Raw genomic sequence first — 12,279 nt, 5'->3', positions numbered from 1 at the left:
ATTTTTATAAAGTACAGAGGAGGATTTAAATATGATTGAATCTTGTTCTTATATTAGAGGTGTTGAAATTAAAGGTGATTTACGTGAAGAAATTGAGGTACGTAATCCCTATAATAGTGAGCTAATTGGAATAGTCAGTTGTGCTACGACTAGCGATGTGAAACTCGCAGTTGAAGTAGCTCATGAAATATATCAACAAAAAATGAAGTCAATGCCAGCCCATGAACGCAGTGCGATTTTACGTCGAGCGGCAGATCTACTCGAAATACAAGCACCGGATTTTGCAAAGACGTTAGCTCTAGAAGCAGGCAAGCCGATTGTTGATGCAAGAGGTGAAGTGGCAAGAGCTATTCAAGTATTACGCTTTGCTTCTGAAGGGGCAAAAAATTTAAATGGTGAACAAATTGTCTTAGATAATGCACTTGGTGGTGAAGGGCAATTAGGTATAGCTAAACGGGTACCAATTGGAGTTGTTGCAGCAATTACACCATTCAATTTCCCGTTAAATATGTCCCTTCATAAAGTTGCACCTGCCATTGCAGCAGGTAATACTATCGTGTTAAAACCAGCAGAGAAAACGCCATTATCAGCGATAAAGTTATATAAATTATTCGAACAAGCTGGTTTACCAAAGGGAGCATTTAATTTATTAAATGGTCCTGGAGAACAATTAGTAGAAACATTAGTAACACACCCGCTTGTTAAAAAGGTGACATTCACAGGTAGTAGTACAGTTGGATGGAAAATACAAGAGATGGCGAAAGGGAAAAAAATTACGTTAGAGCTTGGCTCCAATGCACCTAATATCGTATTTGAAGATGCAGATATCGATCATGCAGTCAATGCGATTACAATGGGAGGCTTCACATTTGCAGGACAGGCATGTGTATCAGCACAACGTATTTTTGTTCATCAGACAGTATATAAGGAATTTGTAAAAAAGATTGTTGAGAAAGTGTCTAATTTGAAAATGGGAGATCCACTGGATGAATCAACAGAACTTGGACCGATGATTACAGAAGAGGCAGCAAAACGTGCAGAAGACTGGGTAGATGAAGCAGTTGCTCAAGGAGCAGTTGTACTGACTGGTGGGAAGCGCCATGGGACAATGATGCAAGCAACCATTCTAGATCATGTCCGGTTTGATATGAAAGTGGTTTGTTCCGAAGTATTCGCACCAATAATTTCTATCATGCCATTTACTAGAGAAGAAGATGTCATAAAATGGGCGAATGATTCAGAATTCGGATTACAGGCAGGTGTCTTTACGAATAATATTAATCGTGCACTTCGTGTGGCAGATCAATTAGAAACTGGTGGCGTATGGATAAATGAAGTTTCTGTTAAGCGCTATGATCATATTCCATATGGCGGTGTGAAGAATAGTGGAGTTGGCAAGGAAGGTATTCAATATTCGATTGAAGGTATGACAGAGTTGAAGTTTATCGGTATCAATATCTTAACGTAAAGGGGACGTTATCAATGAAAGTAAAATCAGCTATTTTACGCGCATCTGGTGTTCAAAAGCCATATGCAAAAAGTCGACCAATTCATATTGAAACAGTAGAGCTAGATTCACCAGAAGTAGGAGAAGTGCTTGTTCAAATTAAAGCAGCAAGTCTTTGTCACTCGGACTTATCCGTTATTGATGGTAGTCGCCCACGCCCTCTTCCAATGGCGCTTGGACATGAAGCGGCAGGTATTGTTGTTGAAGTAGGCGCAGGTGTGACAGCATTCTCACCTGGCGATAAAGTGGTTTGTGTTTTTGTACCAAGCTGTGGACACTGTATTCCATGTTCTGAAGGACGGCCGGCACTTTGTGAACCAGGCGCTGTTTCAAATGGAGCAGGGACACTAATTAGTGGAGGCATTCGCATTCATACTGAAACAGAGGATGTCAATCACCATGTGGGTGTCTCAGCTTTTTCTGAATACGCAGTAGTATCAGAGAATTCTTTAGTGAAAATTGATGAAAATCTGCCATTTGAAAAACTCGCGTTGTTTGGCTGTGCGGTTATTACTGGTGTAGGAGCGGTCGTGAATACGGCAAATGTGAAGCTCGGAAGTACAGTAGCTGTTATCGGCCTTGGAGGCATTGGCTTAAGCGCATTGCTTGGTGCAATTGCGGCAGGTGCTAGCGAAGTGATTGCGATTGATATTAATGAAAAAAAACTCGTGCAAGCAAAAGAACTGGGAGCTACGGCTGTCTTTAATTCAAGGGACGAAGATGTCATTGAACAAGTCAAAAAGTATACGAACGGCGGCGTCGATTATGCATTTGAAACAGCAGGAGCAGTAGCAGCTTTGGATGTTGCATATGCTGTAACAAAGCGCGGCGGTATAACGACAACAACGGGTTTACCGCATCCAGAACATCAATTTTCTTTTCCTTACGTGACATTAACAGCAGAAGAAAAGACGTTAAAAGGATCGTATGTTGGTAGTTGTGTGCCAAAGCGTGATATTTCACGTTATATTGAGCTTATGAAGCAAGGGCGTTTGCCTGTAGATGAGCTAATGTCGAACATTTTTACTCTTGAAGATATTAACGAAGGCTTTGATTTACTAGCAACTGGGGATTCATCACGTATTATTATTAAAATGGATTAGGGGGCAGTTGTGTGGGGGTTAGCAATCAAATCGCAAACTACATTGTAGGTTTAACATATGAGCAATTACCAAAGGAAGTAGTTACATTTACAAAACGGTGTATCTTAGATTATTACGCATCTGCTCTTAAAGGACGAGACGGGGTACCGATACAAATGATTAATGAACTCATTCGTGAAATGGGTGGTGCACCGCAAGCAACAACAGTTACTAATGTGAAAAATTCAGTGTTGAATGTAGCGTTATTAAATGGTGCGGCAAGTCATATTATTGAACTTGATGATATTCATAAAGCATCTATAGTGCACGCGGCAACAGTTGTAATGCCAGCCGCAATCGCAGTTGCTGAGTGGAAAAGGCTTTCTGGGAAAGATCTCATCACAGCGATTGTCGCAGGGTATGAAGTGGCGTATCGAGTTGGGGAAACAGTGTCACCATCACATTATTATTACTTCCATAATACAGCTACATGTGGAACTTTTGGTGCTACAGCGGCAGTAGCGAAGTTACTGAAGTTAAATGAAAATCAAATTGTCGATGCATTAGGTAGTGCGGGTACACAAGCAGCTGGTCTTTGGGAATTTATTGAAGATGGCGCAATGTCCAAGCAACTTCATCCAGGGAAAGCGGCTATGCACGGTGTTTTAAGTTGTTTACTTGCACAAAAAGGATTTACTGGAGCGAAGAAAATTTTAGAAGGAAGTCGCGGATTTTTTGAAGCCATGAGTGAACAGTATGATGTGTCCAGAATGACGGAAGGTTTAGGCGATAGCTTTAAAATTATTGAAAACTCATTTAAAATACATGCTTCTTGTCGTCATACACATCATGTAATGGATTTACTAGTTGAATATCATAAAGGACATAATGTGAATTTAAAAGAGATAAAGAAAATCGTAATCTCAACTTATAAAGTAGCATTGGATATAACGGATAATCCTTCTCCTGATACGATTTATGCTGCAAAATTTAGTATTCAGTTTTGTGCGGCTCTTGCACTAATAACTGGTAGCGGAGGTTATCATGCATTTACAGAACAAATATTGCATGATCCAACAATTCGCGCAATAGTAGAAAAAATTGAAGTTCAAGTAGATGAAAAAGTAGATGCTGCATATCCCGAAGAATGGGGTACAAATCTGTCGATTCATTTTAATGATGGTTCGATTTATAAAGCAAAAACGAGCTATCCAGTAGGAGATCCAGAAAATCCAGTGTCTACAGATGCGTTAGTTGAGAAATTTATGACACTTGCAAACGACTTACCTTTTGAACAAAGAGTGCAAATCGTAAAAACAATCCTAAATGTAGAACAATATACCGTAAAAGAACTAGTAGCTACGGTGCATCGGAAGATTGAAGCCGTAACTTAAATAAACAAAAACCCAAAATAGTGGATACTATTTTGGGTTCGTTTTCTTCTATTTTAATTCTTCAATCGAATCAATATCTACATATTTAGGAACAACAATTCCATTTTTTGTTCCTTTTAAGTTTGGTCCTAAATCAACCAAATCTTTTTTGTATGATTCAAAATAATCTTTGTGAGTACTTGGTAGCCATGCTGCGACCATTGCATCGACACTTCCGTTTGCAACACCAGCAAACATCGGACCAACCTCAACTTGACTCATTTTTACTTTATAGCCGTTTTGCTCAAGTACTTTCGCAATGACGTTAGTACTAGCAATTTCAGTGTCCCAAGCAACATAAACGAGTTTGATCTCCTCACCATTACCCGCTTGAGCGCCTTTCGTCCAATTAGCTACTTTATCAGTATTTGCTTTAATCCATTTGTCAGCTGCTTCTTTTGGATCCATACCACCTGATACATCTACCATTACTTTCTCCATATCACTTGTATCCCAAGAGAATTGATCAAGTATTGTATAAGCACCAGGAGCATCTTCTTTTAAACCTTTTCGTACGATTGTATTAATTTCTTCTGCGCCACCAAATGTCCCATTAGGATCATCTAGATATTTCAAATCGAAGGAAGCAAACATCCAGTGTGGAGACCAACCTGTAATAATAATTGGTTCTTTCTTTGAATATGCTTTTTTCAATTCAGCAACCATTGCGGCAGAAGAACCTTCAACAAGCGTCCAATTATCTAATTTATAATCTTTCATCGCCGTTTTTGCTTGTGCCATTAGTCCAGCACCGGGTTCAATACCGATAATTTTATAATTAGTCGATTCACCAATCGCAGAACCAGTACCTTTTATAGTGTCCTCTTTTGTAAATGTGTTAAATAATGCAGCTACCACTATGAGGATACCTGTGATAATAAGGACGATTTTACGACTTACCAGTTTTTCATATGCAGGTTTACGAATGTTTTGAGTAATGCGGTCTAAAATGATGGCAATGAATACGATAGAAAGACCGGCTTCAAAACCTTGTCCAACATTAATCTGGCTCACAGCACGGTAAACGTCTGCACCAAGTCCAGGCGCACCAACTAATGAAGCAGTAACAACCATTGAAAGGGCAAGCATAATACTTTGGTTAATACCTGCTAATATGGTTGGTGTTGCTAAAGGTAATTGAACTTTAAACAATTTTTGACTAGATGTTGAGCCGAATGCATCTGATGCTTCAATCAAATCTTTTGGTACCTCTTGAATACCGAGATTCGTCATACGTATAGCAGGCGCAATCGCGAAAATAAACGAAGCAACAATACCTGGTACAACACCAATTCCGAAAAATAGTATCGATGGAATCAGATAAACAAAAGCAGGCATTGTCTGCATAAAGTCTAAAATAGGTGTAACGATATTTTGTACAGTTTTATTTTGTGCACACCATATACCGATAGGAATACCGAGTAATATGATAAAGAATCCTGATACTAATACAATTGCTAAAGTTTGAATCGTTGAATCCCAATAACCTAAGTTATCAACTAATAGCAAACTCACGACTGTAAATATGCCTAATGGCCATTTACTTGTATAGCCGACTAGTAAGGCCAAAACAATAATTAAAACAATTGGGGGACCAACACTTAGTACATCAACAATGATATTTAACAGTCCATCGATTAAATTTGTAAAAAATGAAAACAGTGCAGCAAACGTGACTGTGATCCAATCTACTAAAGAATCTACCCATTCACCTAATGGAATTTTTGTCATATTCATCTTTTACTCACTCTCCAAGTCGTTCAAGGAATCTTTGTTACCGGCTAATGCACCTATGACAGCTCCGCGAATAACAATTCCTTTGATTCTGTGTTTTTCATCTACAACTGAGATTGGAAGAGCGGATGTTGCCATAACATCCATTAAGTCAACGAGTAGTGCATCCTCAGGTACTGTTGGTACTTCGGTTGTCATGACTTCTGATATTGATAAGTTTTGATCAATCGCGTGACGTGCTTGTTCGGCAGAAATAGCGCCAAGTAATTTTTTCTTACGATCTACTACGAATATACTTGAATAACCTTCTTTACGCATGATCTCTAGCGCAACACGTGGACCTCTATCGACACCGATTTTCTCTGGTCGTTTCATAATATGTGAAGCTGTTAAGACTTTAGATAAATCGACATCTTCAACGAATTTTTCTACAAATTCATTTGCTGGGTTCATCATGATTTGTTCCGGTGTACCAAGTTGGATAATACTACCGTCTTTCATTAAAGCGATTCGATCACCAATTCTTAGTGCTTCGTCTAAATCATGTGTAATGAAGATAATCGTTTTTTTGAAATTCTCCTGAATCTCAAGTAGTTCATCTTGCATGTCTTTACGGATTAATGGATCTAGTGCACTAAATGCCTCATCCATCAGTAAGATATCGGTGTCACTAGCAAGTGCACGAGCAAGACCTACCCTTTGTTGCATACCACCACTTAATTGTGAAGGTAATTGATGTTCGTACCCTTTAAGTCCAACGATTTCTAAAGCTTGCATAGCTTTCTCACGTCGATCTTTTATAGGTTTCTTTTGGATCTCAAGTCCAAATTCAGTGTTTTCTAAAATTGTTTTGTGGGGGAAAAGAGCAAAGTTTTGAAATACCATACTAATTTTTTGTTGTCTTACTTCTCTCAGACGGGAAGCACTCATTTTTACGATATCTTCATTATCAATTAAGATCTCACCAATGGTTGGGGCAATCAGACGATTAAACATGCGAATTAACGTAGATTTACCACTACCAGACAAGCCCATAATTACGAAGATTTCACCGGGATAAATACTAAAGTTCACTTTATTTACACCTAATGTTTGTCCAGTCTCTTTCAAAATTTCTTTTTTAGAACGACCTAATTCTAAAAGCTCCAGTGCTGCTTTGGGAGACTTACCAAAAATCTTTGATACGTTTCTTACTTCTACAAAAGGATCCATTTAAACACCTCGTTCTTAATATTCTTTTTGAAAACAGAAGCAGTCATGAAATAACGATTACTAAATTTAATTATCTCGAAAAATAAATAAGAAGTTATTGGTTTATCATGTGCGAAGTTGACTAAAACAATCCTTCTTACTTGAATTTCCAATTGAATAATAAAGTAAATGGAAATTAGTCATTATATTTATGCTTGCTTTACTCATATTTTTACCAATTTTTGATATGTGTTGATGATGAGGGTAAAGAAAAAAGGGGGAAAACAACATCAAATAAGGGATTTTTTTATGGGTAAAATAGAGTGTTTACTTTATTACTATATCGTTTACTAAACTTCATTTCAAATGATAGCCGTACTTAGAACTATTGATTTCAATAACTTTTTCGCAATGATGAAATATTTGAAATGTATTATAAACGTTGGTATATATGAGTTCTATTCATTTTTATTGGTAGATTTCATAGATAGAATAATAGATGAAATATTTTTGTAAAATATGAGTTTAGACCTATTTGGATTTCTGGGTAAAATACTATTTTGTCAAGGTGAATAAATGGATGTTTTCATTTTTGAGAGATGGATATAAAGCTAAAAATTAACAAGATATAAATTGAAAATTTTTACTTATATGTAATCTGATTTTTTGTCAAAATGGAAAATGAAAAACAGTGATTTTAGATTGCTTATTAATGAAATGTATTGAAGAGTTACTATTAATAGTGCGACAGGTTCATTGAAAAGGACAGGGCTCTTTCTATTGCAACAAATTATCTAAATTAGATATGTATAATTAAACCATTTATATAAGACCTTCATTTTTGATGATAGATATTATGGCATTTAAAAATACCCTTATTTGCTATTTCAGAAAATTCATGTTATAAAGATAGCGGAAACTATTTTTCATAGTGTAAAATAGTTTATTCAATTACATATTAATAGGAGGTCTTTTTATATGGGACGTTTAAGCGGTAAAGTGGCAATTATTACAGGTGCAGCATCGGGTATGGGTGCTAAAGAATGTGAGTTATTCGCAAAAGAAGGAGCATCTGTAGTTGCTACGGATATTCAAGAAGAACTTTTAAATGAAGTAGTTGAAGCAATTAATGCAGCTGGCGGTCAGGCAATTGCATTTAAGCATGATGTAACTTCAGAAGCACAATGGAAAGAAGTTGTTGCTTTAACTGTTGAGAAATTCGGTAAAGTAGATATTCTTGTTAATAATGCTGGTGTGTCTTGCACCAATGTAATTGCAAATATCGAGATGTCTGAATGGAATAGAGTAATGGATATTAACTTAAATAGCTGTGTACTTGGTATGAAATATGCTGTTCCTGAAATGCAAAAAAACGGCAGTGGTTCAGTTGTTAATATTTCTTCAATTGGTGGACTTGTGGGTATGGCTGGTACAAGCCCTTACACAGCTTCTAAAGGAGCATTGCGTGTATTATCAAAAGCTGCTGCAATTGAATACGGTAAAGATAGAGTTCGTGTAAATTCAGTACACCCGGGAATTATCGTAACACCAATGACAGAGCCTTCTATGGAACCTGCTATGCCTTATTATGAAGCACATACTCAACTTCCTTATATGGGTAACCCGGAAGATGTTGCGTACGGTGTATTATTCTTAGCGAGTGATGAAGCACGTTTTGTTACTGGTTCTGAACTAGTTATCGACGGTGGCTGGACTGCACTTTAATCTTTAATTCCATAGAAAAGAGCTGATTATCCAAAGTCAGCTCTTTTTTTATGAGTAAATTTGTTTAAATCAAGTTATTTCGCTTTTTCATAGCACTTTTGTATAATGTTGGAATACATACATTGATCGGAGGCATCGCGACTAATGAAAGAAGGACTGGATCCAAGAGAAATAAGAAGCTTAGAAAGCATTAAAAATGCATACTTTAATATGCTCACTTCTTCAGAAACTATTTCTATTAAAACTCTCTGTGAAAGTGCTAATATTACACGTCCAACATTTTATAAACATTATTCGTCTATTAATGAATTAATGGATAATCTTTCTGAAGAGATGTTAAGTGATTTAACATCTCATATTGCAGTTAGGCAAAAAATGGCGATTCAAGACTTAAGTTCAACTAACTTACCTGAAAACATGGTAGCCTTATTTAAACATATTAAGGATAATCATTTTTTCTATGAAATGTTCTTATTGCAAAATCGTAGGACAAAATTTGCGAAAGAATTTAAACGGATTATTCGTTCTTTTGTAGAAGAAGGTATAGGAGCCGCACAGGAATCGGGTATGGCAGTAATAGTACCTAAAGATATACTGATTCAGTATGCTACAGGTGCTTTTTTAGAAGTAATCATCTCGTGGTTAGAAGAGCTAGATAAATACACGCCAGAAGAGCTCACAGAAATCCTTTTGAAAATCTCAATTGCTGGACCTTATATAGAAGATGTTAACTAGTTTATTTTAGGGCGAATTCATTTTTAAGGAGTGTATTGAGAGGGTATAAAATATGAGAAGAGAAAAAAAGAAATGTAAAGAAGGTTTTTTCAAAAGAATAATGAATGAATTTCGTGATTCAATCTTAACTGAATTGGTTTTTAACATCTTAACTTTTATTCCAAGAATGATAGTTCATTTAGTGAAAAGTCTATTTTAATTGATTGAATCGGAAGTAATTTTTAATCAACTAACAGGTGCTTGAGTTAAAGAGTTTGTGGCTCTCAGGCGGTTTTTTTCTCATTCACCAATAAAGGCTTTTTTTCATATAATATTTACGGGGTGGAAAAATGCCAAGAGTTAAATACCGAGAAGCAGACGTTGATTTAATGGCAAGGATGATGAGAGCAGAAGCCGTGGGTGAAGGAAATCTAGGGATGTTATTTGTTGGCAATGTAATTGTTAATCGTGCTGTAGCAGATTGTTTAGATTTTAAAGATGTAAGAACAATTGAAGATGTCATTTATCAGGTGCAAGGAGGAAATTATTCTTTTGAAGCTGTTCAAAAAGGAAATTTATTTTATCAAAGAGCGAGATCTTCTGAAAAAAGATTAGCAAAACAGAATTTGGATTATTGGAGACAACATCCAGCGCATTATGCCCTTTGGTACTTTAATCCATATGCTGAATGTCCTCCAACATGGTACAATCAACCTTTTACTGGTAATTTTAAAAATCATTGTTTTTATGAACCAGCAGCTGGAACATGTGCAAGTGTTTATGACGGTTAGGTTGTATAATTATTGATAATGAAGATTTTCACGTTCAACTTTTTATGTTTAAAATGAATGAATAAACAAAATAATTTAGTCTAAGTAACCTTACATCAGCTCATTGTTAATATTAACTTTCATAACGCCGTAACTATGATACTACACTTAAAACTAGGTAACCGTGAATTCGGTCGCCTGGTTATTTTTTATTTCAGTAGAAACAAATGTTTTTAATGATTTGAAAAGGAGTGGACAATTTTAAAGAGCTATTAATGAAAGCGATGCAGCGTAATCAATTGGTGATCATGATATATATGTCTAGCAGTGGAGACATAACAAAGAGACGTGTGAAGATCATTAAAATAACATCCAAAAATTTCCAAGCTTATTGCTTTGTTAAACGCGCTAAACGTACTTTTATAATAGAGAATGTTCTTGCAGCTATTCCGATAATTCGTAGTGAAGAATAAGAATTATGATTTTAAAAGGAATTCCATTTAAATAGATAAAAATAAATACACGAAAATAGAGAAGCAAGTAACGCTAAAATTACATAGACTTTTCGCAAGAACTCATTTTGATCATGCATTTTCAAAATGAGTTCTTTTTATTTTCTAATGAATAGGGATATATATGGCCTTTTAGCAATTTGAACCTCTTTTCATGTGAGCTTTTCTTACGTAATTTCAATTTATTCTGAAAATTCTGTTGACAAGTAGTAAAAACAAAGTAAAATAAAGGATATAAATAACATGTTAAGTTTTCTGACATATAAATAATAAGAAAACTAACATGGTGAAAAGGGGAGCATGAGGATGGATGTTATGTATTTGATGAACAGCCTGTGGACGATGCTAGGAGCAATTTTGGTAATCTTTATGATTGGTGGATTTATCTTACTTGAGGCTGGTTCAACAAGAATGAAAAATGCAGGTCACGTAGCAGGAAAAACAGTCTTTACTTTTGGTTTAGCATCATTAGTTTTCTGGGCAGTAGGCTATGGATTTATCTTTGGCAGTGATGCAAATTTCTTTGTCGGCATGTCAGATTTCTTCTATTCAGGAGAATTAGTTAAAGATTCAGGGCTTGCTACAACTGTATTTTTTGTCTTCCAACTAGCATTTGCGGGTATATCAGTTACAATCGCACTCGGTGGATTTGCAGAGCGTGCGAAGTTTTCAGCATACGTCATCTTCACGATTCTATTCGGGGTATTAGTTTATCCCGTCATTGCACACTGGATTTGGGGCGGTGGCTGGTTAGCTGAACATGGAAAACAAGATTTTGCAGGCTCAACAGTTGTCCATTTAACAGGTGCAATGGCGGCTCTTGCAGCTACTATTTTATTGAAACCAAGAATTGGGAAATATAATAAAGGTGGATCAGCGAATAATCTTGCTGGTCATAACCAAGTGTATACTGCTTTAGCTGTATTAATCCTGTGGGTTGGTTGGTTTGGATTTAATGCAGGTAGTACTGTTTCAGTTGATGGTGCTTTCTTCGGTTTTGTTGCTTTAAATACAAATCTTGCTGCAGCTGCAGGTGCTGTCGCAGCTACTCTAATTTCGTGGGTAGTGTTAGGTAAACCTGATATTACAACGATTTTAAATGGTGCGTTAGCAGGGCTAGTAGCGATTACAGCATCATGCGCGTTTGTAGATGTTTGGGCATCTGTAGTCATTGGGTTCGTAGCTGGCGTCATAGTATTCTATAGTGCTAGATTTTTTGAAAAGAAAAAAATTGATGATCCAATTTTCGCATTATCCGTACATGGAACAGCAGGTATATGGGGCACATTATCAACCGGGCTCTTTGCTACACCTGAACTTGCGACAGTAGGTAAACCAGGCTTACTTTATGGCGGTGGTTTTGAACAGTTAGGTGTACAGCTAATGGGAGTTGCAACATCTGGTGCCTATGCATTTGCTGTAGCGTTTGTCATCTTATATATCATGAAAAAAGTGATGGGTGGTATTCGTGTTAGCGAGGAAGAGGAAATCATGGGACTTGATCTGAGTGAACATGGTAACTACGGGTATCCTGAGCAAATGGTTTTAGAAGAGTCAAACCTACGTCCAGTAGTAGAAACGAAGTAACGTTAATATGGCAAAAGCCCCTTA

At 36.5% G+C, this 12,279-nt stretch carries 10 protein-coding genes; 8 read left to right on the top strand and 2 right to left on the bottom strand.

Going from position 1 to position 12,279, the window contains the following annotated elements; all coding sequences use genetic code 11:
• Positions 1-31 precede the first annotated feature (31 nt).
• Genes AC3IS5_RS12190 through AC3IS5_RS12180 form a run of 3 tightly spaced genes read left to right on the top strand, consistent with a single transcriptional unit; the run spans position 32 to position 3,983 of the window.
• Positions 32-1,468: an aldehyde dehydrogenase family protein gene (locus AC3IS5_RS12190; protein ID WP_489424656.1), complete on the top strand. Its 1,437-nt coding sequence runs from the start codon at positions 32-34 to the stop codon at positions 1,466-1,468.
• A gap of 14 nt (positions 1,469-1,482) precedes the next feature.
• Positions 1,483-2,610, top strand: a complete 1,128-nt coding sequence (locus tag AC3IS5_RS12185) for a zinc-dependent alcohol dehydrogenase family protein (RefSeq protein WP_489424655.1) — start codon at positions 1,483-1,485, stop codon at positions 2,608-2,610.
• Positions 2,611-2,621: 11 nt separating this feature from the next.
• Positions 2,622-3,983 carry an MmgE/PrpD family protein gene (locus tag AC3IS5_RS12180; RefSeq protein ID WP_489424654.1) on the top strand — a complete coding sequence of 454 codons (1,362 nt, stop codon included), beginning with the start codon at positions 2,622-2,624 and terminating at the stop codon, positions 3,981-3,983.
• A 48-nt stretch (positions 3,984-4,031) separates the two neighbouring features.
• Here AC3IS5_RS12180 and AC3IS5_RS12175 read toward each other — a convergent pair whose 3' ends face one another.
• The gene (locus AC3IS5_RS12175) at positions 4,032-5,759 is read right to left on the bottom strand and encodes a glycine betaine ABC transporter substrate-binding protein (protein WP_489424653.1); all 1,728 of its coding nucleotides are present in this window, start codon (positions 5,757-5,759) and stop codon (positions 4,032-4,034) included.
• A 3-nt stretch (positions 5,760-5,762) separates the two neighbouring features.
• Positions 5,763-6,968, bottom strand: coding sequence for a quaternary amine ABC transporter ATP-binding protein (locus AC3IS5_RS12170; protein WP_489424652.1), 1,206 nt, complete (start codon positions 6,966-6,968; stop codon positions 5,763-5,765).
• Positions 6,969-7,925: 957 nt separating this feature from the next.
• Between AC3IS5_RS12170 and AC3IS5_RS12165 the strand changes: the two genes are divergently transcribed.
• The 5 genes from AC3IS5_RS12165 to AC3IS5_RS12145 all read left to right on the top strand — a co-directional run bounded on the left by AC3IS5_RS12165 (position 7,926) and on the right by AC3IS5_RS12145 (position 12,255).
• Positions 7,926-8,672 (top strand): SDR family NAD(P)-dependent oxidoreductase, encoded by a 747-nt coding sequence (locus AC3IS5_RS12165; protein ID WP_489424651.1) that lies wholly within the window; start codon positions 7,926-7,928, stop codon positions 8,670-8,672.
• Between the two features lie 144 nt (positions 8,673-8,816).
• Entirely contained in the window at positions 8,817-9,407 is a 591-nt protein-coding gene (locus tag AC3IS5_RS12160) for a TetR-like C-terminal domain-containing protein (protein WP_489424650.1), read from the top strand.
• Between the two features lie 329 nt (positions 9,408-9,736).
• Complete coding sequence (locus AC3IS5_RS12155) at positions 9,737-10,177, top strand: cell wall hydrolase (RefSeq protein WP_489424649.1); 441 nt, start codon at positions 9,737-9,739, stop codon at positions 10,175-10,177.
• 254 nt (positions 10,178-10,431) lie between these two features.
• Complete coding sequence (locus tag AC3IS5_RS12150) at positions 10,432-10,629, top strand: transcriptional regulator (RefSeq protein WP_489424648.1); 198 nt, start codon at positions 10,432-10,434, stop codon at positions 10,627-10,629.
• 345 nt (positions 10,630-10,974) lie between these two features.
• Positions 10,975-12,255 (top strand): ammonium transporter, encoded by a 1,281-nt coding sequence (locus AC3IS5_RS12145; RefSeq protein WP_489424647.1) that lies wholly within the window; start codon positions 10,975-10,977, stop codon positions 12,253-12,255.
• Positions 12,256-12,279: the final 24 nt, after the last annotated feature.

It is taken from the genome of Viridibacillus sp. KH_047, from assembly GCF_057838945.1.
The sequence above is the reverse complement of the archived record's forward strand: the minus strand, read 5'-3'. Positions and strand labels throughout refer to the sequence as shown.